A 25,331-nucleotide genomic window follows, 5' to 3' on the forward strand; every position below is an offset into this window, starting at 1 on the left:
GACCTGTGCCCCCGATCCGCACCCCGGAAGGAGTCCCCATGGGCGTTGCCGTGGAGAACAACGAAGAATTCGCGCAGTACGCGCACCCCGAACGGCTCGTGTCCACCCAGTGGGTCGCCGAGCACCTGGACGACCCGGGAGTGGTCGTGGTCGAGTCGGACGAGGACGTCCTGCTCTACGAGACCGGCCACGTGCCCGGTGCCGTGAAGATCGACTGGCACACGGACCTCAACCGCCCCGACACCCGCGACTACGTCGACGGGGCGGAGTTCGCGGAGCTCATGGCGCGCAAGGGCATCTCCCGCGACACCACGATCGTCGTCTACGGGGACAAGTCCAACTGGTGGGCCGCCTACGCGCTGTGGGTGTTCGAGCTGTTCGGCCACCCGGACGTGCGCCTCATGAACGGCGGACGGGACAAGTGGGTGGCCGAGGGGCGCGAGCTGTCCACGGAGAAGGTCGTGCCCGAGCGCGCCGACTACCCCGTGGTCGAGCGCGACGACGCCACGATCCGCGCCTACAAGGAGGACGTGCTGGCGCACCTGGGCGAGCAGCCGCTGATCGACGTCCGGTCCCTGCCGGAGTACACCGGCGAGCGCACCCACATGCCGGAGTACCCCCAGGAGGGCACGCTGCGCGGCGGGCACATCCCGACCGCGGCGTCGGTGCCGTGGGCGCGGGCCGCCGCCGAGGACGCCACGTTCCGCTCCCGGGAGGAGCTCGAGGCGATCTACCGCGACGAGGTCGGGCTCTCCGCCGACGACGACATCATCGCCTACTGCCGCATCGGCGAGCGCTCCAGCCACACGTGGTTCGTGCTGAAGCACCTGCTGGGCCACGAGAAGGTCCGCAACTACGACGGCTCCTGGACCGAGTGGGGCAACTCCGTGCGCGTGCCCATCGTCCTCGGCGAGGAGCCCGGCGAGGTCCCGGGGTCGGCCCGGTGAGCGGGGCCCTGCCCGCCCAGCTGGAGGACCTCGTCGCGGACTTCACGGCCGTGCCGCAGGAGGACAAGCTCGAGCTGCTGCTCGACTTCTCCCGCTCCCTGCCGGCGCTGCCGGAGCGCCTGGGCGAGCACCCGGAGGAGCTCGAGCAGGTCGTGGAGTGCCAGTCGCCGCTGTTCCTGACGGTCGAGTGGGAGGAGGGCGCCGTGCCCGGCCCCGGCGCCCCGGTGCGGCTGTTCTTCTCCGCCCCGGCGGAGGCCCCGACCACCCGGGGCTTCGCCTCGATCCTGCACGAGGGCCTCGACGGGCTCCCGGCCCAGGAGGTCCTGGACGTCCCCGACGACCTGCCGGAGCGCTTCGGGCTCACCCAGCTGGTGTCGCCCCTGCGGATGCGCGGGATGTCGGCGATGCTGGCCCGGATCAAGCGGCGCGTCCGCGAGCTCCAGGACGCCTGAGGACCCGGGGCACCGGCATGGTGAAGGCCTCCCGCGGCGCGGGCCCCACCGCCGCCGTCGCGCTGCTGGCGCGCGAGCGCGTGGCCTTCACCCTGCACGAGTACGCCCACGACCCGGCGGCGGCCTCCTTCGGCCTGGAGGCCGCCGCCGCGCTCGGGCGCGACCCGGAGCAGGTGTTCAAGACGCTGCTGGTCGTGCACGAGCGGGAGTGGGCGGTCACGGTGCTGCCCGTCTCCGCGCGGCTGTCGCTGCGCGCCGCAGCGGCCGCCCTGGGCTGGAAGCGGGCGGCCCTGGCCGAGCCACGGCTCGCGGAGCGGCGCACCGGCTACGTGGTGGGCGGGATCTCGCCCCTGGGCCAGAAGACGCCCTCCCCCACCCTGCTCGACGACTCCGCGCAGGCCTGGTCCACGGTGCTCGTCTCCGGCGGGCGGCGCGGGCTCGACGTCGAGCTGCCGCCGGCCGAGCTGCTGCGGCTCACGGGCGGGCGCACCGCCGCGCTGCGGTCCTGACCGGGCCTCAGCGCCGCCGCGCGTGCACGGGCCCGAGGGTCCGGGCGTCCTGGGCCAGCCGGGCCGGCAGCCAGCGCCGCACGGCGTCCTCCCACCGCTGCGGGTCCACGTTCCACTCCTTGGTGTGCCGGGCGCGGGCGAAGGGCACGAACTCCACGAGCCGGTTCAGCTCGGCGAGCCGGCGGGAGCTGGCGGCCGGGACGAACTCGTCGTCCACGGAGTGCAGCACCAGGGTGGGCGTGCGCAGATGCTCGGAGCGGGAGAGCCAGTCCAGGGCCTTGAGGTCCACCGGCGCGGCGAGGCCGGTCAGCATCCGCCCTGCCGGGTGCGAGATCAGGTTCGTGGCCAGCCGGCCGATCCCCGAGGGGATGCGGCGGGTGCGGGAGTGGTGGGCGATCAGCTCGAACCAGTCGACCACGGGGCCGGTGAGCACGAGGGCCGCGATGTCGTCCCGGTAGAAGGACAGGTCTGCCGTCTGCAGCGAGATCGCCCCGCCCATCGACCAGCCGAAGAGCACGATCTGGGTGGCGCCGCGGGACTTCGCGTAGCTGATCGCCGTCTGCACGTCCTTCCACTCCGTGAAGCCCAGCCCGTACCGGAAGTCGTGCGTGGGCGGCGCCTCCCGGTCGTTGCGGTAGGAGATCAGCAGGGAGGTCAGCCCGAGCTCCCGCGCCACCGGCACGGCGCGGACCGTCTCCATCCGGCTGGCGCCGCGCCCGTGCACCATGATCGCCCAGGGGCCCGGCAGCACCCGGGGCCGCTCGCCGTCGGGGGTCGGCCCGCCCTCCGCGGGGACCACCCAGCAGGGCGCGGGCCCGACCTCGATCGGGATCTCCACCTCCTCGAACGGCAGGCCCGCCGCCCCGGGGTCCGGGTAGACCGTCCCGGACCAGAAGCCGCGGGTCGCCCGGAGCAGGTCCCCCGAGTAGACCTCCTCGACCACCCGGGTCACGGTCCCCTCCTGCGGCGAGTAGGAGCGGATGGCGCCGATCCGGGCGTGCCCACGCCCCCCGTCGAAGCGCAGGCTGTACGTGCCCGCGACGGTCGTGTCCACCGTGGCCGGGAGCCGCACGAGCGTCGTCGCGGACGGGCCGCCGTCCTCCCCGGTGCGGGTGACGCCGAGGATCTGCAGGTCCTCGGAGCGGTACTTCGGCGGGACCACCACCTGCCGTGCGAAGTAGGCGGCCGCAGCGCTCGAGAGCCCGAAGGACAGGGACGCCGCCCCCACCGTGACGGCCGCGCCCACCACCGCTCCGCGCGCCCACTGCGTCGCTGACTGGGGCTCGGAGGCTGCGGGGACCGGCAGAGGGCGACGAAGCATGACCCCAGTCTTCCACGCGGCGCGGGCATAACCGGGAGGGACGCGTCGTTGTGCTGGCCGGGCGGTCCGCGCCCGTCCGGCGCCGAGCCGCCCCGTGCGGACCACCGGGCGGACCCGGCAGGGGCCCGCTCCCCGGAGCACCGACCACATCCCGGAGGACCACACCATGAGCGAGACCACCAGGCACGGCGACCGCCCCGGCACCACCGGACGGAGCGAGGAGGACTGGCGCTCGATCCTGTCCCCGGAGGAGTACCGCGTGCTGCGCGAGGCCGGCACGGAGCGGCCCTTCACGGGCGAGTACTGGGACACGAGGACCGAGGGCGTCTACGAGTGCCGCGCGTGCGGGGCGGAGCTGTTCCGCTCCGACACCAAGTTCGACGCGCACTGCGGCTGGCCCTCCTTCTACGCCCCGCTGGCCGAGGACCGGGTCCGCTACATCAAGGACACCGCCCTGGGCATGGAGCGGGTGGAGGTCCGGTGCGCCGCCTGCGACTCGCACATGGGCCACGTCTTCGGCGGTGAGGGCTTCCCCACCCCCACGGACCTGCGGTACTGCATCAACTCCGTCTCCGTCCGCCTCGTGCCTGCCGCCTCCTGAGCCGCCCCGTCCGGGCGGGACCGGGGTGACCCGCAGCACGCCGGTGGGGCGCTCGCGGCGTGGCACGGCCGCCCGGGGCGCCCCGACGGCCTACCCTTCCAGTGTGAGCGCGGTGAACGGCCTGTCCGAGGTGTACCAGCATTTCCAGGACGCCCTCGAGCAGCTGCGCCGCACCGGTCCCCGGGAGGGCGTCGAGCTCTCGCCGATCCCCGCCCCCACGCACCTCGCACCGTTCGCCGCCGCGGTGCGCGCCGAGGTGCGGCGACCGCCCGGGCCGTTGCGCGCCGCGGTTCTCGCGGCCGGTCCCGGCTCGCGGCCGGGGGCCGGTGCGGCCGACCCCGCCGCGGGGACCGGCGTCCCGGACGACGACCTGGCCACGGGGCGCTTCGTGCTCCTGCACGACCCGTCCGAGCCGGCCGCGTGGGGCGGGCCGTTCCGCATCGTCACCTGGGCGCGGGCGGCCGCCGGCCGTGAGATCGGCTGCGACGACACGGCGGGCGCCATCACGTGGACCTGGCTGCTCGAGGCCCTGGCACGCCACCGGGCCGGATATTCTCGGGAGGGCGGCACCGCGTCCCGGGTCCTCGCCGAGGGTTTCGGACTGCTCGGCGACCAGGCGGAGGGGGCCGACGTCGAGCTGCGGGCTTCCTGGACGCCCGACGGCTCCGACGTGGCCCCGCACCTCGCGGCCTGGGCGGACACGGTCTGCACCTTCGCGGGGCTGCCGCCGTACCCACGCGGCGTGACCGTGCTGCACCCGCGCCGCTGACCACCGAACCGACCGCGCCCCGCCGGGGCCGACACAGAATCGAAGACGCTCCTTGACCAGCCCAGCCGACCGCCGATCCGCGCCCGACGAGCCCCCGACCCCCGTGGTCGCCGGGTTCGAGGACTACGAGATCCCCGACAGCGTCCACCTCGCGGCGCCGTTCGACGGGATCCCCCCCGTCATCGACACCGTGGCGGGACTGGAGCGGGCCGCCGCCGCCGTCGCCGCCGGCACCGGCCCGGCGGCGATCGACACGGAGCGGGCGTCCGGCTTCCGCTACGGGCAGCGCGCCTTCCTCGTGCAGCTGCGGCGCGAGGGCGTGGGGACCGTGCTGATCGACCCGGAGGCGACCGGCTCGCTGGCCGTGCTGGGCGAGGCGCTCTCCGGCGTCGAGTGGGTGCTGCACGCCGCCACCCAGGACCTGCCCTCCCTGCGGGCGCTCGGCATGGAACCGGACCGGCTCTTCGACACCGAGCTGGGCGGGCGCATCGCGGGGCTCCGGCGCGTGGGCCTGGCCGCGGAGACGGAGGAGCTGCTGGGCTACACGCTGGCGAAGGAGCACTCGGCGGTGGACTGGTCGAAGCGGCCGCTGCCCAAGGACTGGCTGAACTACGCCGCGCTCGACGTGGAGATGCTCATCCAGCTGCGCTGGGCCATGGAGGAGCTGCTGCGCGAGAAGGGCAAGCTCGAGTGGGCGCTCCAGGAGTTCGAGGCCGTGCGCACGGCCGAGCCCGCTCCTCCGCGCCAGGACCCGTGGCGCCGGACGTCCGGGATCAACAAGGTCAAGGGCCGGCGCCAGCTCACCGCGCTGCGCGGCCTCTGGGAGGAGCGGGAACGCCTCGCCCAGCACAAGGACGTCGCCCCCGGCCGGCTGCTGCCCGACGCCGCCCTGGTCGCGGCCGCGACCGCCATGCCGCGCACCGTGCCCCAGCTCCTCGCGACCCCCGGCTTCCACGGCCGGCTCGCCGCGCGGGAGGCGCCCCGGTGGCTGCGGGCGATCTCCGAGGCCCGCACCGCGACGGAGCTCGTCCCCTTCACCGTGAAGTCCGACGCCCTGCCGCCCGTGAAGGCGTGGGAGGTCAAGCGCCCAGAGGCCGCCGCGCGGCTACGGGCCCTGAAGCCGCTCGTGGCCGAGATCGCCGAGGCGCACGAACTGCCCACCGAGAACCTGCTCACCCCCGAGCACCTGCGGCGCTTCTGCTGGCAGCCGCCGAAGAGCACCACCGACCAGGCCGTGGCGGACCGGTTGCGGGACCTCGGGGCGCGCCGGTGGCAGGTCGAGCTGACGGCGCCGGCCCTCGGCCCGGCGTGGCGGGAACTGCGGGCCCGCAAGCGGGCGGCGCGCCAGGTGGAGCGCGATCAGCCGCCGGCCGGCGACGAGGACGCGCCCGCCGCCTGAGTCCTGCCCCGCGGGGGCAGCCGACGGGCCCCGGCCGTCGGCCGGGGCCCGTGCGTGCGCAGACCGGCCCGGCGTGCCCCTGGAAGAGCCCCGGACGGGGGCGCTGCGAGGGGCACGCGGGTGCTGCGGTCAGCTCTGCGTGTCGCCGGGGGCGGGGTGCGGCTCGGCCGGGTCCATGGAGCTCTCCGGGGTGACCGGCGTCGCGTCCTGCAGGTCGGTGAAGCCGGTGGTCGAGGTCCCGGTGGATGCGGCGCCGGTGGACGCGGCCCCGCTCGAGGGGCCCGCGCCGCCCGAGGAGCCGGAGACCTTGTCCTTGACGGACGAGGAGGCGTCGGAGGCCTTGGTGCCCACGGTGTCGGCGGCCTTCTTGGCGCTGTCGGCCAGCTTGCCGCCGACCACCGGCACCTCGGACTTCACCCAGTCCGTGCCCTCGGAGACCTTCTCCTGCACCTTGGGGTCGTGCCACGTCTTCACGGCGTTCTGCTTCAGGGCCTCGTAGCTCTTGCGGCCCGAGGCCGAGCCGACCACGAAGCCGACGCCGAATCCGGTGACGAAGATGAGTCGCTTGATCATGGTGCTGTCCTTCCGTCCGTCCCGGCGCGGGGGCCGGGGCCGGGACGGAGCCGGTCGTGCACGGCCCGTCCCGCTGACTGATGTCTTCATCATCCTACTGATGAACCGGCGCGGCGGACACCGGGGCTGTGCGGCTCCGCTCACAGCGATCACCTCCGGGACGGCCGCGGGGGCCGGTCGGGCGCCCGGGGACGCTGCGCCTAGACTGACGGCGGACACCGCATCCCGCCGTCGAGAGGACCCCGATGCCCCAGCTCCCGAGCTCTCCGTCCGTTCCGTCCCGGCGGGCGCTCCTCGGCCTGGCCGGGGCCGGCTCGGCCGCGGCGCTCACCGCGTGCGCCGGCGACGGTGCGCCGGCCACCGGGGGCGGCGGCGCCCCCGGTGGCACCGCTCCGGTGGACGCGGGCCCCGTCGAGGACCTGCCGGTGGGCTCTGCCGTGAAGTTCGACCGGGACGGCGTGCAGGCCGTCGTGAGCCGCCCGGACCCGGAGACGGTGGTCGCGTTCTCCCCCGTGTGCCCGCACCAGGGATGCATGGTGGCCCCGCGCGAGGAGCTCTTCGTCTGCCCGTGCCACTCCTCGCAGTTCGACCTCGGGACCGGCGAGGTCCTGGCGGGACCCGCCGAGACCGGGCTGGAGCCGTACCCCGCGAGCGTGGCCGGCGGACGGATCCTGCTCGGCTGAGCCGGCTCAGCCCCGGTGGGACCGCGGCAGCGACGCCCCCCGGGCCCCTTCGGCCGTGTCGGGCACGTCCTCCTGACCGGTGGCCACCGGGCGGGCGTAGGGCACCCGGGTCCCGAGCACGGACGCCAGCGTGTCCTGGGCGACGCGCTGGGCGGTGAGCCCCACTCGCGCCAGGACCTGGGAGCGAGAGCCGTGCAGGAGGAACTCCGTGGGCAGGCCCACCTCGTTCAGGGCGGTGTCGACCCCCGCCGCCCGCATCTCCTGGCGGATCCGGGAGCCGATCCCGCCGGCGCGCACGCCGTCCTCGACGACCACCACGATCCGGTGCTGGGCGGCGAGCTCGATGACCGAGGCCGGCACGGGCAGCACCCAGCGGGGGTCGACCACGGTGGCGGACACGCCGTGGGCCTCCAGCCGGTCGGCCACGTCCAGCGCCAGCCCGCTCATGGCACCGACGGACACCAGCAGGACGTCCCGGCGCGCGCCCTCCGTCCCGCTCTCCCCGCCGCGGCGCACGAGCACGTCCACCCCGTCCGCCAGCCGCTCGACGGCCGGGACGGGGGCGCCCACCGCACCCTTGGGATAGCGGATGACGGTGGGGGCGTCGTCGACCGCCACCGCCTCGCGCAGCTCCTCGGTCAGGGTCGGCTCGTCGCGCGGGGCGGCGAGGTGGAGCCCGGGCACGATCTGGAGCAGCGCCAGGTCCCACATGCCGTGGTGGCTGGGTCCGTCCGGGCCGGTGACGCCGGCCCGGTCGAGGACCACCGTGACGCCCGCCCGGTGCAGTGCCACGTCCATGAGGAGCTGGTCGAAGCCGCGGTTCAGGAACGTTGCGTAGAGGGCCACCACGGGGTGCAGCCCGCCGTAGGCCATGCCGGCAGCCATCGCGATGGCGTGCTGCTCGGCGATGCCCACGTCCACGACCCGCTCCGGGTGGGCGGCCTGCATCTTCTGCAGCCCCACGGGGATGAGCATGGCGCCGGTGATGCCGACGACGTCCTTGCGCTCGTCGGCGATCCGGGCGATCTCGTCGCGGAACACCGCCGTCCAGCTGCGCTCGGAGCTCGTCACCGTGGAGCGGCCGGTGACGGGGTCGATGACGCCCACGGCGTGGAACTGGTCGTCCACGTTCGCGGTCGCGGGCCCGTAGCCGTGGCCCTTCTCGGTGATGGCGTGCACGATGACCGGCCCGCCGTAGTTCTTGGCGTTGTTCAGCGCCTGCTCGACGGCCTCGAGGTCGTGCCCGTCGACGGGACCGACGTACTTCATGCCGAGGTCCTCGAAGATGCCCTGGGGCACCACCACGTCCTTGATGCCCTGCTTCATCCCGTGCAGGCCCCGGTAGAACATCTCCCCGACCGGGCCGGAGTGCTTCAGCAGGTCCTTGACGGTCCCGAGGGTCTGCTCGTAGCGGCGGTCGGTGCGCACGGCGTCCACGCCCTGCTGCACGCTGGCCTGGAGCTCGGCGAGGTGGTTGGCGAAGCCGCCCACGGTCGGGGCGTAGGACCGGCCGTTGTCGTTGACCACGATGACGACCTTCCGGTCGCGGTCGGAGGCGATGTTGTTGACGGCCTCCCAGGCCATCCCGCCGGTGAGCGCCCCGTCCCCCACCAGCACGACCGTGTGCCGGTCGTGCTGACCGGTCATGGCGTAGCCGCGCGAGATGCCGTCGGCCCAGGACAGGGACGACGACGCGTGCGAGGACTCGACGATGTCGTGCTCGGACTCCCGGCGGTCCGGGTAGCCGGCGAGACCGCCCTCCTGGCGCAGCGTCTCGAAGTTCTTGCGTCCGGTGAGCAGCTTGTGCACGTAGGACTGGTGCCCGGTGTCGAAGACCACGGAGTCCTTGGGCGAGTCGAAGACCCGGTGCACCCCGAGCGTGAGCTCGACGACCCCCAGGTTGGGCCCCAGGTGACCGCCCGTCGCGGAGACGTGGGTGACGAGGAACTCGCGGATCTCCTCGGCCAGCCGGCCCAGCTCGGCCCGGCTCAGCCCCGCGAGGTCCTCGGGCCCGGACACCCGCTCCAGCACGCTCATGGTTTCTCCCGCAGTCCTCGGCGTCGTGGTCGCTCGCGCCGTCTCCCGGGAGGTCCGGGGCGGCGCGCTCCCCCGATCCTACTCGGTCGCCCCGACAGGGCCGTCAGCACGCAGGGGCCCGGTCCGTCCCCGGACCGGGCCCCTGCGTACGGTGAGCGCACCTGGATCAGGAGCCGGCGATGTTCCTGAGCACGTACTGCAGGATGCCGCCGTTGCGGTAGTAGTCGGCCTCGCCCGGCGTGTCGATGCGCAGGACCGCGTCGAACTCGACGGTGGTGCCGTCCTCCTTCGTGGCGGTGACCTTGAGCGTCTTCGGGGTGGTGCCCTCGTTGAGCCCGGTCACGCCCTGGACGTCGAAGGTCTCCGTGCCGTCCAGGCCGAGGGAGTCCGCGGACTCGCCGGCCGGGAACTGCAGCGGGAGCACGCCCATGCCGATGAGGTTCGAGCGGTGGATGCGCTCGTAGCTCTCGGCGATGACGGCCTTGACGCCCAGCAGGGAGGTGCCCTTCGCGGCCCAGTCGCGCGAGGACCCGGAGCCGTACTCCTTGCCGCCCAGCACGACCAGCGGGACGCCGGCCTCCTGGTAGTTGACCGAGGCGTCGTAGACGGCGGCCTGCGGGCCGCCCTCCTGCGTGAAGTCGCGGGTGTAGCCGCCCTCCACGCCGTCCAGGAGCTGGTTCTTGATCCGGATGTTGGCGAAGGTGCCGCGGATCATGACCTCGTGGTTGCCGCGGCGCGAGCCGTAGGAGTTGAAGTCCTTGCGCTGGACCCCGTTCTCGATCAGGTACTTGCCGGCCGGGGTGTCGGACTTGAACGAGCCCGCCGGGGAGATGTGGTCGGTCGTGACCGAGTCGCCCAGCTTCAGCAGCACGCGGGCGCCCGTGATGTCCTCGACCGGCGTCGTCTCCATCGTCATGCCCTCGAAGTACGGGGGCTTGCGGACGTAGGTGGACTCGGGGTTCCACTCGAACGTCTTGCCGGTGGGGGTGTCCAGGTTCTGCCAGCGCTCGTCGCCGTCGAAGATGGTGCCGTACTCGCGGGTGAACATCTCGGTGTCGATGGACGCGTCGATGATCTTCTGCACCTCGGCCGGGTCCGGCCAGATGTCCTTGAGGTACACCTCGTTGCCGTCGGCGTCCTGGCCCAGGGGCTCCTTCTCGAAGTCGAAGTCCATGTTGCCGGCCAGTGCGTAGGCGATGACCAGCGGCGGGGACGCCAGGTAGTTCATCTTCACGTCCGGGTTGATGCGGCCCTCGAAGTTGCGGTTGCCCGAGAGCACCGAGGTCACGGCCAGGTCGTTGTCCTGGATGGCCTGGGAGATCTCCTCCTCCAGCGGCCCCGAGTTGCCGATGCAGGTGGTGCAGCCGTAGCCCACGATGTAGAAGCCCAGCTCCTCCAGCGCGGGGACCAGCCCGGACTTCTCGTAGTAGTCGGTGACGACCTTGGAGCCGGGGGCGATCGAGGTCTTGACCCACGGCTTTGCCTTGAGGCCCTTCTCGACGGCGTTGCGCGCCAGCACCGCCGCGGCCATCATGACCGACGGGTTGGAGGTGTTGGTGCACGAGGTGATCGAGGCGATCGAGACCGCGCCGTGGTCGAGCTCGAACTCCCGGCCGTCGGGCATGGTCACGGGGACCCGCTTGGTCGGACGGGAGTCATCGGCGTAGGTGTGGTGCTCGCGCGGGCGGTCCTTCTCGGGCTGCGGGTGCTCCGGGGTGTAGGCCGGGGCGTCGGAGGCCGGGAAGGACTGCGCCGAGGCGTCGTCGACGGTGTTGCCCGCGGTGACGTCGTCGTCCACGTGCGTCGCGTAATTGCCCAGGTCCTCGTGGAACTGCGCCTTCGCGTCCGTGAGGGAGATGCGGTCCTGCGGCCGCTTCGGCCCGGAGATCGAGGGCACCACGGTGGACAGGTCCAGCTCCAGGTACTCGGAGAAGGCGATCTCCTCGGACGGGTCGTGCCACATCCCCTGTTCCTTGACGTACGCCTCGACGAGGTCGATCTGCTCGTCGGAGCGGCCCGTCAGGCGCAGGTACTCGAGGGTGACGTCGTCGATCGGGAAGATCGCGGCGGTGGAGCCGAACTCGGGGCTCATGTTGCCGATGGTGGCGCGGTTCGCCAGGGGCACGGCACCGACGCCCTCGCCGTAGAACTCGACGAACTTGCCGACCACGCCGTGCTCGCGGAGCATCTCGGTGATGGTGAGGACCACGTCGGTGGCGGTGGCGCCGGACGGGATCTGACCGGTCAGCTTGAAGCCGACCACCCGGGGGATGAGCATGGAGATGGGCTGGCCGAGCATCGCGGCCTCGGCCTCGATGCCGCCCACGCCCCAGCCGAGCACGCCGAGGCCGTTCTCCATGGTGGTGTGCGAGTCGGTGCCCACGCAGGTGTCCGGGTAGGCGCGCAGCACGCCGTCGACCTCGCGGGTCATCACGACGCGGGCCAGGTTCTCGATGTTGACCTGGTGGACGATGCCCATGCCCGGGGGGACGACCTTGAAGTCGTCGAACGCGGTCTGGCCCCAGCGCAGGAACTGGTAGCGCTCCCCGTTGCGCTGGTATTCGATGTCCATGTTGATCCCGATCGAGTCCGAGGTCCCGAAGGAGTCGATCTGCACGGAGTGGTCGATGACCAGCTCGGCCGGGGCCAGCGGGTTCACCCGGGCGGGGTCGCCGCCGAGGTCCGCGATGGCCTCGCGCATGGTGGCGAGGTCGACGATGCAGGGCACGCCCGTGAAGTCCTGCATGATCACGCGGCCCGGGGTGAACTGGATCTCGATGCTGGGCTCGGCCGTGGGGTCCCAGTCGGCCAGGGCCTCGATGTGCTCGGAGGTGATGTTGGCGCCGTCCTCGGTGCGCAACAGGTTCTCGAGCAGAACCTTCAGGCTGTACGGGAGCTTCTGCGCACCCTCCAGCGTGTTCAGTCGGAAAATCTCGTATTCGGTGCCTTTGACGTCGAGAACGCCCTTGGCCCCGAAGCTGTCCACCGTGCTCATATGCGTGGAACTCCTCTCGCCACCGTCTTGGAAACGCCCGCGGGAGGTCGGCGGCGAAGCGCCGGGGTTCTCCCGTGAACAGTCACCTGTCAGTGTAGCCCGTGCGAGCGCGGTGACTCCGAACCACCCCTCGCGGTCGCCGTCATGCGCACGGCGGTGCGCGTCAGGGCTCGAGGACCGCCAGCGTCTCCACGTGGTGGGTGTTCGGGTACATGTCGAAGGCGCGCACCGACCGCACGTGCCACCCGGCGCGGCGGAACCGGCCGAGGTCCCGCGCCAGCGTGGCCGGGTCGCAGGCCAGGTACGCGATCCGCCGCGGGGCGAGCGCCACGAGCTGGTCCACGACGGCCCGGCCGGCCCCCGCCCGGGGCGGATCCAGGACCACGACGTCGGGGCGGGCCGCGGCGCCGCCCCGGGCCGGGCGGCGGCGGCCCCGGGCGGGCGTCGACTGCGGCCAGGTCCGCGCCAGCACCTTCTCGACGCTCCCCCGCTCGACGCGGACCTGCGGCCGGCCGGCGAAGGCGCGCCGGGCGTCGGCGCTGGTGACCGGCGAGCCCTCGACGGCCACGACGGTGCCCGTCTCCCCCACGGCGTCCGCGAGCGCGGCCGTGAACAGGCCGGCACCGGCGTAGAGGTCGAGGGCGTGCTCCCCGGGGCGCGCCGCGGCGGCCGCGGGCACCTCCCGGTGCAGCCATGGCGGGGCGGCGCGGTGGATCTGCCAGAACCCCTCGGCGGAGACCTCCCACCGGTGCGGGCCGGCGTGCTCGACGACGGACGGCCGTCCCGCCCACGTCTCGGGCTCGCGCTGCCCCTCGCCGCGGGCGGTGACGGAGACGTCCCGCTGCGCGGTGAGGCGGGCGAGCTCGCGGCGCAGCCGGTGCCGGTCGGCTCCGGCGGCGAGGCTCAGGTGCACCAGCGGCGTCCCGCCGTCCGCGGGAGCGGCGACGTCGACCCGCTCGGCACCGCGCAGGTCGAGCCGCCCGAGCCGCAGGTCGTCGATGGCGGGGACCACGAGCGGGAAGGCGTCCACCGGCACGACGGCCTCGCTGCGGTGGGGGTGCATCCCGATCCGTCCCGCGGGGTCCACGGCGAAGTGCGCGCGGGTGCGCCAGCCGCGGCCCTGCGGATCCTCCCCCGGCATGGCCTCGACGGTGATCTCGGTCTCGAGCCCGGCCAGGTGGACGAGCTGCTCGGCGACCACGGCGGCCTTCAGGGCGCGCTGGGCCGTCAGCTCGGCGTGGCCGAACTCCGCGCCGCCGACGGGCGGCTCGCCGCGCCCCCACGTCAGCAGGGGGTCGGCCGGGGCCCACACGTGCTCGGTCCGCCGGTGCGGGTCCGCCTCCAGGACGGCCACGACGTCCCCGCGCCAGAACCGGGCCGCGGGGCCGCTGTCGGTGAGGCGCACCCGGACGAGCTCGCCGGGCAGGCCGTGGCGGACGAACACCACCCGGCCCTCGCCGGTGCGGGCCACGGTGTGGCCGCCGTGGGCGACGGGGCCCAGGCGCAGCTCGAGCTCGGCGGGTCCGGCGAACGCTGCGGGGGCGGGGGTGCGGGGCGGGGTCACGGGCGGGTCGCTCTCTGCTCGGGGGCGGACTCGGGGCCCGTGTCCTCGCCGGAGGCGGAGGACAGGTGCCAGGGCACGGAGGCCGTCATGACCCCGCGCTCCTCGTGCAGGCGGGCCCGCAGCGGCCGGATGGCCTGGTTGTGCAGCAGCCGCTCCCACCGGTGCCGCACCACGTACTCGGGCAGGTACACCACGACCAGGTCCCGGGGCGACTTGCGGCGCACTCCGCGCACGTGGTCGACGACCGGTCCGATGGTGTCCCGGTAGGGGGCGTGGAGCACGGTGACGGGCACCGGGATCTCCAGCCGCCGCCACTCGTCGAGGATCCGCCGGGTGGCGGCGGCGTTCGTGTCCACGACGACGGCCTCGAGGGTCGAGGGCCGGGACGCCCGGGCGTAGGCGAGGGCGCGCATGAGCGGCTTGCGGACGGAGGAGACGTAGATGATGGCGTGCACCCGGGAGGGCAGCGCCCGCACCGGGGAGTCCGGCCGGAGCGCGAGCTCCGCGTCCACCGCGTCGTAGTGCCGCCGGACCCCTGCCATGGCCGTGCTCAGGACCAGGATGGCCACGATGGTGATCCACGCGCCCTGGGTGAGCTTGGTGACGAGCACGACGACGAGCACCGCCGCGCACAGGACGAACGCGACCAGGGCCACGGCCCGGCGCACGAACAGCTCGCGGCGGACCCCCGGGTGCGGGCGCATCCGCCGCACGCGCGCCCAGTGCCGGAGCATGCCGGCCTGCGTGAGCGTGAAGGAGACGAACACGCCCACGATGTAGAGCTGGATGAGGCTGTTGACGTTGGCCCCGAACGCCACGGTGAGGAGCACGGCGACGAGCAGCAGCAGCAGGATGCCGTTGGTGAACGCGAAGCGGTCCCCGCGCGCCTGCAGCTGGCGGGGCAGGAAGGCGTCCCGCGCCAGCCGGGACGCCAGCGTGGGGAAGCCGGAGAAGGCGGTGTTCGCGGCGAGGATCAGCACGCCCACCGTCGCGGCGACCAGCACGAAGAACCACAGGGAGTCGGTGCCGAAGACGGTCTTGGCGAGCTGGCCCAGGACGGGGTCCTGGAAGAAGTCGGGGCCGGGGAGCCGGCCGTCGACGAGCAGCTGCGCCGCCGGATCGCCGACCACCACCACGTCCGCGCGGTCCGCGAGGTAGAGCACGCCGGCCAGCAGGGCCGCCGAGACGGCACCGAGCACGCCCAGCGTGGCGGCCGCGTTGGCGGCGCGGGGCTTGCGGAAGTAGGGCACCGAGTTGGTGATGGTCTCCACGCCGGTCAGGGCCACGGCCCCGGAGGAGAACGCGCGGAGCACCAGCAGGGCGCCGGCCAGACCCGCCAGCCCGGCGTCGAAGCCGGCGGCCGGCAGGACCTCCCGGCCGGCGCTGGGGGCGTCCCCCAGGGAACCGGTGAGGTCCTGGACCAGGCCCACGAGCAGCAGCGCGGCCAGCACGGCGAGGAAGAAGTAGGTGGGCACGGCGGCGGCCCGGCCCATGAACTTCAGGCCGCGGAGGTTGAGCAGGCCCACGAAGAGGATCCCGGCCACGGCGAGCTCCACCCGCCGGCCGGCGAGCGCGGGCAGCGCGGCGGTGACGTACTGCGCGGCGGTCGCCATGGACACCGCCACGACGAGGGCGTAGTCGGCCATCAGGGCCGCGCCCACGCCCACGCCCGCGGTCCGCCCGAGGTTCTTGGAGACGATCTCGTAGTCGCCGCCGCCGGAGGGGTAGGCGCGCACGTTCTGCCGGTAGGCGGTGATCACCACGGCGAGCACCACGAGCACGGCCAGGCCCACCCACGGGGAGACCGCCACGGCCGTGGTCCCGGCGAGCGCGAGGGTGAGGATGATCTCGTCGGGGGCGTAGGCGACCGAGGAGAGGGCGTCCGCCGAGAAGACCGGCAGCGCCGTGCGCTTGGGCAGCACGGCGTCGCTGAACCGCTCGTTGTGGATGGGCTTGCCGACGAGGGCACGCCTCAGCGCCCGGGGAATGCTCTGCACGGCTCCCCACGGTAGTCCGTCCCGCACCGATTGTCCGCCGCACCCGGTGCCGACCGCGTCCCCGGGGTGACCTAGGCTGAGAGGCATGGCGCATTTCGTGATCATGGGAGTGGGGCGCGTCGGCGTGATGGTCGCCCACGCCCTCGAGGACTCCGGGCACACCGTGGCGGTGATCGACCAGGACGACCGCGCCTTCCGGCGGCTGCGCAAGTCCTTCGAGGGCAAGAAGGTCACCGGCCTGGGCTTCGACCAGGAGGTGCTGCGCCGGGCCGGGATCGAGGAGGCCTACGCCTTCGCGGCCGTGTCGAGCGGGGACAACTCCAACATCATCGCGGCGCGCGTGGCGCGCGAGACGTTCCGGGTCCGCCACGTGGTGGCCCGCATCTACGACCCCTCCCGGGCGGAGTTCTACCAGCGGCTGGGGATCCCCACCGTCGCCGCCGTGCGCTGGAGCGCCGACCAGGCGCTGCGCCGGATCCTGCCCGAGCAGACGATCACCGCCGACTTCCGTGAGGCCTCGGGCCGGCTCCAGCTGGGCGAGCTGTCCCTGGACGACTCGTGGTCGGGGCTGCACCTGGACGCGATCGAGGAGGCCACGGGGGTGCGGATCGCGTTCGTGACGCGCTTCGGGGAGGGCGTGCTGCCGGGCCCCGACATGAGCTACCAACAGGGGGACGTGGTGCACGCCATGATGCGCACCGACGACGTCGAGGCGGTGTCCCGCGTCCTGTCCCGCCGGCCCGACCCGGACGTGCTCGACCTCGCCAACTCCCTGCGCCGGGAGTCCGAGGACGCGGCCGGCTCCGACGACACCTCCCGGGGAGGATCCTGATGCGCGTGGTCATCGTGGGCGCGGGCGCCGTGGGCGCCTCGATCGCCCGGGAGCTGCTCTCCCACCAGCACGAGGTGGTGATCTTCGACGAGAAGCCCGAGGTCATCGGCCGCTCGGACCTGCGCGGTGCGCAGTGGATCATCGGGGACGCCTGCGAGCTCTCCACGCTGCGGGAGGGCGGGCTGGAGGAGACCGACGTCGTCGTCGCCGCCACGGGCGACGACAAGGCGAACCTCGTGGTCTCCCTCCTGGCGCGCAGCGAGTTCGGCGTGCCGCGCACGGTGGGGCGGGTCAACAACCCCAAGAACGAGTGGCTCTTCGACGACGCGTGGGGCGTGGACGTGGCCGTGTCCACGCCGCGGCTGATGACCGCGCTCGTGGAGGAGGCCGTGGAGGTCGGCGACGTGGTGCGGCTGCTGACCCTGCAGACGGGCGGTGCGACCCTGTCCGCCTACACGGTGCCGCACGAGCACCCGATCATCGCCACGATGGTCTCCCAGGTGCCGTGGCCGCCGGACGTGGCGCTCGTGGCCATCCTGCGCGACGGGGTGCCCATCACCCCCTCGGGGGACGACGTGGTCGAGGGCGCCGACCAGCTGTTCTTCATCTCCACCACGGAGGGCGAGGCGCAGCTGCGGGCGATGTTCACGACCGCCGGCCGGCACGAGCCGCACCGGACCTGAGCCCGGCGCAGGGCCTCAGGGGGTGTCCTGCTCCTGGGCCGCGATCTGCTCGGGAGGCCGGGAGACGAGCCACGCGAGCCACAGGGTCAGCGCGTACAGGGGCACGCCCATGACCAGGCGGGCCACGCCCAGCCCGGTGAGGTTCTCCGCGAGGTACAGGGGCACCTGCACGACCAGACGGGCGGCGAACATCGCCATGAGCATCACCGTGGCCACCTGGTAGGCGCGGCGGCGCACCGGGACGTCGCGCCACTGGGCGCCCTCCCCGCGGATGTAGCCGTAGAAGACGCCGAGCAGCGGCCAGCCGGCGAGCAGGGACACGCCGAGGCCCCCGAGCCAGGCCGCGTTGATCCAGAAGCCGGGGACGTAGTAGTCCAGCGCCTCGCCGGTGGCCCGCGCGAACAGCGCGCAGACGCCCACCCCCACGAAGCCGGACGCGGCCTGCACGAGGCTCTGGCGCTGGACGAGGCGCAGCACGGTGAACAGCGCGGCCGTGCCCAGGGAGGCGACCAGCGCCACCCCGAGGACGTTGCCGACGAGCAGCACGGCGAGGAACACGAAGCCCGGCAGGATCGTCTCGGCCAGGCCGCGCCAGCCGCCGACGGCGTGGAGCACGTCGAGCTGTCCGTTGTCCTTGCGGCGCATGCCCGAGCGCGCGGCGTAGGCGGCCATCGAGCGCTCCACGTCGGGGCGGCGCCCGGGCTCGCCCGCGGTGCTCCCGGGCTCCTGCGGCTCCGTCATCGGCTGACCTGCTTCGCGATGATCTCGTAGCGGGGGTTGAACATCGAGGGGCGCCCGTCCCGGAAGCTCACCACGCCCACGCAGCGCAGCCGCGTCCCCGCGGTGACGCCCGGCACGGTGCGCTGGCCGTGCCACACGAGGCGCAGCGGTCGGGGCGCCACCAGCGCCTCGTCCCCCGGTGCCTGCGGGGAGTCCGGGACGAGCAGGGCGGTGTAGTTCTGCGGGCCGCCCGCCGGGGGCACGGTCACCTCCACCACGAGACCGGTCGCCATCACCCGGCGCCGGCCCCCGGCGGCGGTCGAGGGGTCGAGGTCGCCGGCGCACACCGGCGCCTCGGCGACCACGTCGATGGCCCCCGTCCCCGGCGTGGGCCGGGCGTCCCCGCTGCCTGTTCTCGTCATGGCTCAGCCGATCTCCGTGATCTCGGGGCCGCGCCGCGGCGGCCGCACGGGCTCCGGTTCCGGTTCCGGTTCCGGGGTGGGACCGCGGACGGCGCCCTCGGGCACGACCAGCTCGAGCAGCTCCCGGGGAGGCATGGGCCGGTCGCCGCGCACCACGACGAGCTCCCGCACGACCTCGTCGAGGGCCGCGGCCGACTCCGCCGTCACCGCGGCGGTGCCGGTGAACACGGCCCGCACGAACCAGCGCGGCCCGTCGACGCCCACGAAGCGGGCGAGGCGGAAGCCGCGGGTCCCGTCGGAGGCCGTGGCCGGGAAGCGGGTGACGACCTGGAGACCGAAGGGCCCCTCCTCGACGGTCGGCTCGCCGTTGCTCGTGCGCAGCGACTGCACCAGCTCGCGGCGGACCTCGTCCCACAGGCCCTCGGAGCGGGGTGCGGCGAACGCCTGGATCTGGACCGAGCCCCCGCCGAGGTCGAGGGCGACGGCGCGGGGGCGCTGCGCGCGCTCGTCCATCTCGAGCCGCACCCCCAGCCCCGGACGGGGACGCACGAGCACGGCGCCGAGATCGAGGTAGCCGTCGCGGTCGTCGACCTGGGAGACGTCGAGCGGGCCCTGCGGCTCCCGGCGCCGCGCCGCCGCGGCGTCCTCCGCGCTCGGCGCGGTCTCCGGCTGCTGCGGGGCGGCGTCCTGCGCCACCGGCTTCTTCTTCTTGCGACCGAACATGTTGTCGTTCTCCTCCGCCGGCACGCAGTACCGGCTCGTGGCGTGAGCTCGTGGGGGGTCGGCTCGTGGTTTCAGGCGGTGCCGCTGGAGCCGAAGCCCGTACCGCCGCGCGCCGAGCCGGGGAGCACCTCGACGACCTCGAAGACGGCCTGCTCGACGCGCTGGACGACGAGCTGGGCGATGCGGTCGCCGCGGCGGACCGTGAAGGACTCGGCGCCGTCCGTGTTGAGCAGCGTGACCATGATCTCGCCCCGGTAGCCGGAGTCCACCGTGCCCGGGGCGTTGACCACCGTGATGCCGTGCCGGGCGGCCAGCCCCGACCGGGGGTGCACGAACCCCGCGAACCCCTCGGGCAGCGCGATCGCCACCCCCGTGGGCACCAGGGCCCGCTCCCCGGGGCCGAGGACCACGTCCTCGCGCGAGCGCAGGTCCGCGCCCGCGTCCCCGGGCTTCGCGTACACGGGCAGGGGCAGGTCCGGGTCCAGGGCCTGCAGCGCGATGCTGAGCGGGCGCCCGTTGCCCGACGGCGGCCGGTGGCCTGTCGACTGGTCGTTCACAGTGCCCCACTCTAACGCGCCGGACCCCGGGCGCAGTCGTGAGACGCTAGAGCCATGTCCCATCCTGCGTCCTCCAGTGCGTCCCCGGCCGACGACCCCCGCGAGCCCCGCCGTTCCTCCTCCGAGCGGCCCGGTGCCCGGATCCTCTACGAGGAGAAGCTCACCCCCGCGTGGTGGATGTGGCTGCTCGTGCTCTTCGCGGGCGTCGTCGCCCTGGTCTCCCTCGCCCCCATCGACCCGTGGGTGGCCGCAGCCGCGGCCGTGGTGGTCGGTGGCGGCGCCGCCGTGGCCCTCGTGGCCTCCAGCACCACGATCGTCGTGACCGACGAGTCCCTGCAGGTCGGCCGGGCCCGCATCGAGCGACGCTTCGTGGGCGAGGCCGAGGCCTTCCGCGGCGACGACGTCCGGCGCGTCCGCGGCCCCGAGCTGGACGGACGGGCCTTCATGAACTTCCGGGCGTCCGTGGGCCCCGTGGTGCGGATCCGGATCACCGACCCCGTCGACCCCACGCCCTACTGGCTGACCTCCACCCGGCACCCGGAGCGGATCGTCGAGGTGCTGTCCGCCCGCCCGTGAGCGCGGGCGGTCCCACTGCACGGAAGAACCCCGCCGCGACGACCGTCACGACGGGGTTCTCCCGGTCCCCGGGCGAGCTCGACCCTGCGGGGCTCAGCCCACGCACTCGATGCAGTACTTGACCCCGCCCCGCTCCTCGGCGATCTGGGAGCGGTGGCGCACCAGGAAGCACGAACCGCAGGTGAACTCGTCCTCCTGGGCCGGCAGCACGACGACGGACAGCTCCTCGTTGGAGAGGTCCGCGCCCGGCAGCTCGAAGCTCTCGGCCGCGGCCGCCTCGTCCTCGTCCACACTGCCGGACTGCGGATCGGTGCGGCGCGTCTGCAGCTCCTCGATCGAGTCCTCCTTGAGCTCGTCGTCCTGCTTGCGCGGCGCGTCGTAATCAGTGGCCATGTCCGGTCTTCGCTCCAATGAGGGGTCCGAGGGCGGGCGCCGGCACGGCTCTGCGCCGCCCACCGGGCTCTGTGTCGCGTAGATTGTTCACCATCCGAGGGCAAAAATCCAACCCTGCCCGGGGCCTGTGAACACGCGGCCGAGGCCGTCCGCGAGCGACCTCCGGCCGGGGTCGCGCGACGGCCAGTAGGATTGGTGGCGGGCCCTCACCGGCACGTCGGCCGCGACCGGTGGACCCGCCCCGCAGCGCCCGCTCGACGACCCCGAGCGCACCCGAGAACCACCCCCGGAGGAATGACAGCATGGAGCAGTTGCGCCTGGCAGGTGTGCACGACGACGGTGAGCACCTGGTCGTCGAGGACGAGGCAGGCACCCGCCACCTGTTGCGGATCGACCAGGAGCTGCGCCTGGCCGTCCAGCGCGCCCGGCGGCTGCCGGGCGCCCGTCAGCGGGGCACCGGCCAGTTCGGGCCCCGCGAGATCCAGGCCCGCTTCCGGTCCGGGGCCACGGTCGAGGAGATCGTGGCCGAGAGCGGCTGGGAGTCCGCCCGGGTCCGCCGCTACGAGTGGCCGATCCTCGCCGAGCGCGCCCACATCGCGGCCGAGGCGCAGAAGGTCGAGATCGAGGACCGCTCCGCGCACCGCGGCTATCACTCCGTCTTCGAGGGCGAGCCCCTCACCCTGGGCCGCGCCGTCGCCCACCGGGCCGGCGACCTCGGGGTGGACCCCTCCTCCCTCGAGTGGGACTCGTGGCAGCGGGAGGACCACCTGTGGGCGGTGGTCGCCCGGTTCTCCGTGGTCGACCCCTCCGCCGCCCCGGCCCACGACGAGCCGCTGGCCGAGTGGCTCTACAACCCGGCGAACCAGAGCGTCCGGCCGGCGAACCCGTGGGCGGAGGCGCTCACGGAGGCCGGCGCACCGGACACGCCGCTCGGCACGGGCCTCGGCGTCCTGGACGGGGGCCTCGACCCCGAGCTCACGCAGCTGCGCCGGTCCGCCGTGGAGGCCGACGACCTGCTCGACGTCCTGCAGGCCCGCCGCGGGCAGCGCATCGGCGAGGATGCCGACGGGGACGACGCTCTGGCCGAGCTGCTGGGCCGCGGCATGGGGCACGTCGAGCGACGGCCCCGTCCGCTCGCCGCCCCCGAGGACAGCTCGGTCTTCGACCGCCCCTTCCAGCCGGCCACGCAGTTCCCCGAGCCCGGAGCCGCCCCGGAGCCGGCCGGTGGGCCCTCGCCCCGGACGGACGGGCAGCCCGTCCCCCGGTCCGCCGGAGAGCCTGCCGGGCAGCCCGTCGAGGAACCCGTTGAGGGACCTGCCGAGGAACCCGCCGAGCAGCCGCTCGCACGGAACGGCACTCGGCCGGCCGCCCGGGAGGACGAGCGGGAGCGGGCCGAGGGCTCCACCCCCGACCGGCCCGAGACCCCGTCGGACGCGGCGGGCTCCGGCGCGGCAGCCCCGGAGGCCGAGGGCGCCACGGCCGGGGACTCCCCGGGCGGCCGCTCCGCGGACCGGGCCCCCGGGGTCCCCCGCGAGGAGATCGAGGACTCCGCGCCTGCGCAGGACCCCCAGCCGGCGGAGGAGACCACGCCCGAACGGCCCCGCCCGCGCAACAAGACCGCCAAGGCGCGGCGCTCCACGCGGTCCTCGGTGCCCAGCTGGGACGACATCGTCTTCGGGAGCTCCTCCGACTGAGCCCCGGTGCGTGCCGTCCGGCGCCGTCCGCCCGGCACGCGTTAGAGTGCACGCAGCAGGGGACGGCTGCGCGCCGTCCCCCGGGTGCGCGCGCTCCCCCATCCCGTGCGCGGCCCGGACGGACGACACCACGTCAGGGGCAGCACGCCATGGGCAATTCCATCCAGGACGACCTCTTCGGGGACGACGAGCGCGACGCCGCCGGCCCGGACCCCGGCGAACCCGGCCTCGCCGGTGCCTCCGGAACGCCGGAGACACCGGTCGATCCCCTCCAGGACTCCGGGCCGGGACGGTTCGTGGCCGGGCTGGTCCTGGGCGCGGTCGTGCTCGTGGTGCTGGCCGGCGTCGGGGCGCTCTACCTGGGCGGAGTGGGGCGCGACCTCTTCGGCGCGGGCCGGGAGGCCGAGTTCGTCCCCGCCCCCGCGGTGACCCGGTCGCCCACCGCCACGCCCACCGCCACGCCGACCGCCTCGCCCACGCCGTCCCGGTCGCGCACGCCCTCCCCCACGCCGAGCCCCTCGGCGGAGGCGCCCGCCCCGCAACCTCCCGCCCCGGTGCCCGTGGAGCCGCCGGCGCCGTACGTCCCCCCGGCGCCCGTGGCCCCCGAACCGGTCCTGCCCGAGCCCGTCCTCCCGGCCCCGGCTCCGGTCCCCGCCCCGGTCGCGCCGCAGCCTGCGCTTCCCGAGCCGCCCCCGTCCTCGCCGCCCCCGGCGGAGCCCGCAGAGGACGACGAGGAGGTCACGGACGACGGCGCGAACGGGCAGAGCCCGGGCGGGGAGGACCCTGGCGAGGACGCACAGCGCGCCGCTCCGGCCGCCGCCGAGGCGGGCACCGAGGACACCGACGAGGCAGGGGCCGTGGCGGACACCGACGAGGACGCCGCGCCGGCTCCCTGATCCCGGTGCCTCGGCCGCCGCTGCCGGAGCGCGGCCCCCCGGCAGCGACTCCCCGAGCCCGGCGCCTCCGGCGAGGGCGCTCAGGCCAGGCGCAGCAGCGGGACCTCCCGCTCGGCGCGGGTCAGCGAGCCGTGCTGACCGACCATGGACAGCACGCTCGGACGGAGCCGGCCCAGGTCGAACAGCGCCAGGGGCTCCCTCGCGAGCACGAGAAGGTCGCCGATGCGTCCGCGCACCGCGTCGCGCACGAGCCCCGGCGGGCCGAAGTAGCCGGCGTCGAGGGCGGCCTCCCGGGAGAGGATCCACACCCGGTGCCCGAACTGCTCCCGCCAGGCGGTCACGAGCGCCCGGACGTCGCGCGCCGTCGCGTCCGGCTCCAGGTGCAGCTGCACCGTCCGGGGCTCGCCCGCCGTGTGGCGGACGCCGTCCAGCAGCCCCGGCAGCTCCGAGAAGTCGACGCGCGCGTCCCGGGGGACGTCCACCATGCCGTGGTCACCGGTCACCAGCACCGTGGTGCCGGCCGGCACCCGGGCAACGAGCCGGCGCAGGGACGCGTCGAGCTCCTCGAGCTGGGCGGTCCACTCCCAGGACTCCCAGCCCCGGGCGTGGCCGGTGCGATCGAGCTCGTCCCAGTAGAAGTACATGAGGGCGTCGCGTCCCGCGGCGAGCTGGTCGAGCGCGGTGCTGACCCGCGCCGCCGGCACCTCCGCGGCCACGTACCGGCCCCCGCGCAAGGCGGCGTCGGTGAGCCCGGAGCCGGCGAACCTGTGCCGGCTGACCGTCACCACGTCGAGGTGCTCCGCGGCGCGCTCGAGCACCGTGGGCAGCGGCTGCCACGCCAGGGGGTCCACGGCGGCGTCCCAGCCGCCGAGCAGGTTCACGACCCGGTCCCGCTCGGGGTCCAGCACGTCGTAGCCCACGAGCCCGTGCGCGCCGGGGGCGGCCCCCGTGCCGAAGGACGCCAGGGAGGCCGCCGTCGTCGTGGGGAACGCCGCGTCCAGGGTCGCCAGGCTCTGCGCGCCGGCCAGGACGGGGGCGTGCCCGGCCCGGGCCCGCAGCTGGGCCCGGCCGAGTCCGTCCACCATGACGACGACGACCCTGCGAGCCGCGGGCAGCCCCAGCGCGTCCCGGAAGCCGGGCACGCCCAGGGACGCCGCGGCCGAGGACAGCACCTCCGCGACCGAGCGGCTGCCGTAGCGCGGCGGCGCGGGCAGGTCGGCGGGCAGCTCGGGCAGGACCTCCTGGACCGCCCTCACCGGGTGGCGCCGCTGTCCCGGCCGGTGAACCGGTCGGTGAACCGGGTGCGGGGGGTGGCGGCGGCCGCCCGTCGAGGAGCCGGCGTGCGGCCGTGGGCCGGCTGGGCGATCTGCGCGCCGTCGGTCAGCGGGGAGAGGTTGGCCCGGCGCAGCGTGCGCGCGAACTCCCGGGCGCCCTCCACCGCGGTCGGGCCGTCGGCCTCCGCGCTGATCCGCAGCACGATGTCCTCCCGGGCCGCCGTGCCGGTGTAGCCGTGGTCGGCCTGGCACTGGGGGTCCTCGCACAGCGCCGGCGCCAGGTCCACGTGCAGGGTGCCCGTCCACGCGATGGCGAGCGTGACCTCGGAGATCGGACTGTCCGGCCGGTAGTTGGCCGGCTGGTAGTACGAGTAGCTCAGCGTGACCGAGCGGATCTGGGAGATGCCGACCGTCTCCGTGGAGACCCGCGCCACCACGTCCCGGCCGCTCTCGTCGAACTCCTCGTCGTCCACGTGGGTCACGTGCAGCACGTCCTCGGCGAGCACCAGCACGGTGGTGTGGCGGTGCACCTCCGTCCGGTCGATGTGGGTCTCCAGCTGCACGAGGTGGGAGACCGGGGACCGGCCGTCCAGGGAGTCCTGGACCACGTCGATCACCAGCTGCGGGTAGAAGCCGGCCTTGTTGATGTCCTCGACCAGCCGCTGGCCGCGCTCACCTGAATACGTCATGGGGGTCATTTTCCCCCACGGCCGC

The 25,331-nt window shown here is 74.4% G+C and carries 25 protein-coding genes; 12 read left to right on the forward strand and 13 right to left on the reverse strand.

Features of this window, described 5'->3' with window-relative positions:
* Positions 1 to 38: 38 nt before the first annotated feature.
* Genes ABD220_RS04320 through ybaK form a run of 3 tightly spaced genes read left to right on the forward strand, consistent with a single transcriptional unit; the run spans position 39 to position 1,908 of the window.
* Positions 39 to 947, forward strand: a complete 909-nt coding sequence (locus tag ABD220_RS04320; RefSeq protein ID WP_344120136.1) for a sulfurtransferase — start codon at positions 39 to 41, stop codon at positions 945 to 947.
* The gene (locus ABD220_RS04325) at positions 944 to 1,399 is read left to right on the forward strand and encodes a SufE family protein (RefSeq protein WP_344120138.1); all 456 of its coding nucleotides are present in this window, start codon (positions 944 to 946) and stop codon (positions 1,397 to 1,399) included. The genes ABD220_RS04320 and ABD220_RS04325 overlap by 4 nt, the downstream gene beginning before the upstream one ends.
* Before the next feature lie 17 nt (positions 1,400 to 1,416).
* Positions 1,417 to 1,908 (forward strand): Cys-tRNA(Pro) deacylase, encoded by a 492-nt coding sequence (ybaK, locus tag ABD220_RS04330; RefSeq protein ID WP_344120140.1) that lies wholly within the window; start codon positions 1,417 to 1,419, stop codon positions 1,906 to 1,908.
* A gap of 7 nt (positions 1,909 to 1,915) precedes the next feature.
* Here ybaK and ABD220_RS04335 read toward each other — a convergent pair whose 3' ends face one another.
* A complete protein-coding gene (locus tag ABD220_RS04335; RefSeq protein WP_344120141.1) occupies positions 1,916 to 3,229 on the reverse strand; it encodes an alpha/beta hydrolase family protein in 1,314 nt (437 codons plus the stop codon).
* 166 nt (positions 3,230 to 3,395) lie between these two features.
* Here ABD220_RS04335 and msrB point away from each other — a divergent pair, with 166 nt between their 5' ends.
* The 3 genes from msrB to ABD220_RS04350 all read left to right on the forward strand — a co-directional run bounded on the left by msrB (position 3,396) and on the right by ABD220_RS04350 (position 5,998).
* Complete coding sequence (gene msrB / locus ABD220_RS04340) at positions 3,396 to 3,830, forward strand: peptide-methionine (R)-S-oxide reductase MsrB (protein ID WP_344120142.1); 435 nt, start codon at positions 3,396 to 3,398, stop codon at positions 3,828 to 3,830.
* A gap of 112 nt (positions 3,831 to 3,942) precedes the next feature.
* Positions 3,943 to 4,599 carry a DUF3000 family protein gene (locus ABD220_RS04345; RefSeq protein ID WP_344120143.1) on the forward strand — a complete coding sequence of 219 codons (657 nt, stop codon included), beginning with the start codon at positions 3,943 to 3,945 and terminating at the stop codon, positions 4,597 to 4,599.
* A 52-nt stretch (positions 4,600 to 4,651) separates the two neighbouring features.
* Positions 4,652 to 5,998, forward strand: a complete 1,347-nt coding sequence (locus ABD220_RS04350) for an HRDC domain-containing protein (protein ID WP_425552506.1) — start codon at positions 4,652 to 4,654, stop codon at positions 5,996 to 5,998.
* Positions 5,999 to 6,127: 129 nt separating this feature from the next.
* On the opposite strand, the gene ABD220_RS04355 is transcribed toward ABD220_RS04350, so the two are convergent.
* Complete coding sequence (locus ABD220_RS04355) at positions 6,128 to 6,571, reverse strand: hypothetical protein (protein WP_344120144.1); 444 nt, start codon at positions 6,569 to 6,571, stop codon at positions 6,128 to 6,130.
* A gap of 245 nt (positions 6,572 to 6,816) precedes the next feature.
* Here ABD220_RS04355 and ABD220_RS04360 point away from each other — a divergent pair, with 245 nt between their 5' ends.
* Entirely contained in the window at positions 6,817 to 7,254 is a 438-nt protein-coding gene (locus ABD220_RS04360; RefSeq protein WP_344120145.1) for a Rieske (2Fe-2S) protein, read from the forward strand.
* A gap of 6 nt (positions 7,255 to 7,260) precedes the next feature.
* Here ABD220_RS04360 and dxs read toward each other — a convergent pair whose 3' ends face one another.
* The 4 genes from dxs to ABD220_RS04380 form a co-directional block, all read right to left on the reverse strand.
* Entirely contained in the window at positions 7,261 to 9,291 is a 2,031-nt protein-coding gene (gene dxs / locus ABD220_RS04365) for a 1-deoxy-D-xylulose-5-phosphate synthase (RefSeq protein ID WP_344120146.1), read from the reverse strand.
* A gap of 166 nt (positions 9,292 to 9,457) precedes the next feature.
* Positions 9,458 to 12,286 (reverse strand): aconitate hydratase, encoded by a 2,829-nt coding sequence (locus tag ABD220_RS04370; RefSeq protein ID WP_344120148.1) that lies wholly within the window; start codon positions 12,284 to 12,286, stop codon positions 9,458 to 9,460.
* A gap of 163 nt (positions 12,287 to 12,449) precedes the next feature.
* On the reverse strand, positions 12,450 to 13,850 hold the full coding sequence (locus ABD220_RS04375) for a class I SAM-dependent RNA methyltransferase (RefSeq protein WP_344120150.1): 1,401 nt from the start codon (positions 13,848 to 13,850) through the stop codon (positions 12,450 to 12,452).
* Positions 13,847 to 15,847 (reverse strand): APC family permease, encoded by a 2,001-nt coding sequence (locus tag ABD220_RS04380; RefSeq protein ID WP_344120152.1) that lies wholly within the window; start codon positions 15,845 to 15,847, stop codon positions 13,847 to 13,849. The genes ABD220_RS04375 and ABD220_RS04380 overlap by 4 nt, the downstream gene beginning before the upstream one ends.
* Before the next feature lie 85 nt (positions 15,848 to 15,932).
* Between ABD220_RS04380 and ABD220_RS04385 the strand changes: the two genes are divergently transcribed.
* Both ABD220_RS04385 and ABD220_RS04390 read left to right on the forward strand, forming a co-directional pair.
* Positions 15,933 to 16,679 (forward strand): potassium channel family protein, encoded by a 747-nt coding sequence (locus ABD220_RS04385; RefSeq protein WP_344120154.1) that lies wholly within the window; start codon positions 15,933 to 15,935, stop codon positions 16,677 to 16,679.
* Positions 16,679 to 17,362, forward strand: a complete 684-nt coding sequence (locus ABD220_RS04390) for a potassium channel family protein (RefSeq protein WP_344120156.1) — start codon at positions 16,679 to 16,681, stop codon at positions 17,360 to 17,362. The genes ABD220_RS04385 and ABD220_RS04390 overlap by 1 nt, the downstream gene beginning before the upstream one ends.
* Positions 17,363 to 17,377: 15 nt before the next feature.
* On the opposite strand, the gene ABD220_RS04395 is transcribed toward ABD220_RS04390, so the two are convergent.
* The 4 genes from ABD220_RS04395 to dut all read right to left on the reverse strand — a co-directional run bounded on the left by ABD220_RS04395 (position 17,378) and on the right by dut (position 19,727).
* Positions 17,378 to 18,103: a DUF3159 domain-containing protein gene (locus tag ABD220_RS04395; protein ID WP_344120158.1), complete on the reverse strand. Its 726-nt coding sequence runs from the start codon at positions 18,101 to 18,103 to the stop codon at positions 17,378 to 17,380.
* Positions 18,100 to 18,504 carry a single stranded DNA-binding domain-containing protein gene (locus tag ABD220_RS04400; RefSeq protein WP_344120159.1) on the reverse strand — a complete coding sequence of 135 codons (405 nt, stop codon included), beginning with the start codon at positions 18,502 to 18,504 and terminating at the stop codon, positions 18,100 to 18,102. The genes ABD220_RS04395 and ABD220_RS04400 overlap by 4 nt, the downstream gene beginning before the upstream one ends.
* Positions 18,505 to 18,507: 3 nt before the next feature.
* Complete coding sequence (locus ABD220_RS04405; RefSeq protein ID WP_344120160.1) at positions 18,508 to 19,227, reverse strand: DUF3710 domain-containing protein; 720 nt, start codon at positions 19,225 to 19,227, stop codon at positions 18,508 to 18,510.
* A 71-nt stretch (positions 19,228 to 19,298) separates the two neighbouring features.
* The gene (gene dut / locus ABD220_RS04410; RefSeq protein WP_425552509.1) at positions 19,299 to 19,727 is read right to left on the reverse strand and encodes a dUTP diphosphatase; all 429 of its coding nucleotides are present in this window, start codon (positions 19,725 to 19,727) and stop codon (positions 19,299 to 19,301) included.
* 111 nt (positions 19,728 to 19,838) lie between these two features.
* Here dut and ABD220_RS04415 point away from each other — a divergent pair, with 111 nt between their 5' ends.
* On the forward strand, positions 19,839 to 20,360 hold the full coding sequence (locus tag ABD220_RS04415; RefSeq protein WP_344120162.1) for a DUF3093 domain-containing protein: 522 nt from the start codon (positions 19,839 to 19,841) through the stop codon (positions 20,358 to 20,360).
* A 93-nt stretch (positions 20,361 to 20,453) separates the two neighbouring features.
* Here the strand turns inward: ABD220_RS04415 and ABD220_RS04420 are convergent, their stop codons facing one another.
* Positions 20,454 to 20,753 (reverse strand): DUF4193 domain-containing protein, encoded by a 300-nt coding sequence (locus ABD220_RS04420; protein ID WP_344120163.1) that lies wholly within the window; start codon positions 20,751 to 20,753, stop codon positions 20,454 to 20,456.
* 302 nt (positions 20,754 to 21,055) lie between these two features.
* On the opposite strand from ABD220_RS04420, the gene sepH reads away from it, so the two are divergent.
* Together sepH and ABD220_RS04430 are read left to right on the forward strand one after the other, a co-directional pair.
* The gene (gene sepH / locus ABD220_RS04425; RefSeq protein WP_344120164.1) at positions 21,056 to 22,447 is read left to right on the forward strand and encodes a septation protein SepH; all 1,392 of its coding nucleotides are present in this window, start codon (positions 21,056 to 21,058) and stop codon (positions 22,445 to 22,447) included.
* A gap of 149 nt (positions 22,448 to 22,596) precedes the next feature.
* Positions 22,597 to 23,343, forward strand: a complete 747-nt coding sequence (locus ABD220_RS04430; RefSeq protein ID WP_344120165.1) for a hypothetical protein — start codon at positions 22,597 to 22,599, stop codon at positions 23,341 to 23,343.
* Positions 23,344 to 23,423: 80 nt separating this feature from the next.
* Here the strand turns inward: ABD220_RS04430 and ABD220_RS04435 are convergent, their stop codons facing one another.
* Positions 23,424 to 24,599, reverse strand: coding sequence for an alkaline phosphatase family protein (locus ABD220_RS04435; RefSeq protein ID WP_344120167.1), 1,176 nt, complete (start codon positions 24,597 to 24,599; stop codon positions 23,424 to 23,426).
* The gene (locus tag ABD220_RS04440; protein ID WP_344120169.1) at positions 24,596 to 25,306 is read right to left on the reverse strand and encodes a DUF5998 family protein; all 711 of its coding nucleotides are present in this window, start codon (positions 25,304 to 25,306) and stop codon (positions 24,596 to 24,598) included. Before ABD220_RS04440 ends, ABD220_RS04435 begins: the two co-directional genes overlap by 4 nt.
* Positions 25,307 to 25,331: the final 25 nt, after the last annotated feature.

Origin of the sequence: Kocuria aegyptia (assembly GCF_039530085.1) — a bacterium.
Taxonomy (GTDB): domain Bacteria; phylum Actinomycetota; class Actinomycetes; order Actinomycetales; family Micrococcaceae; genus Kocuria; species Kocuria aegyptia.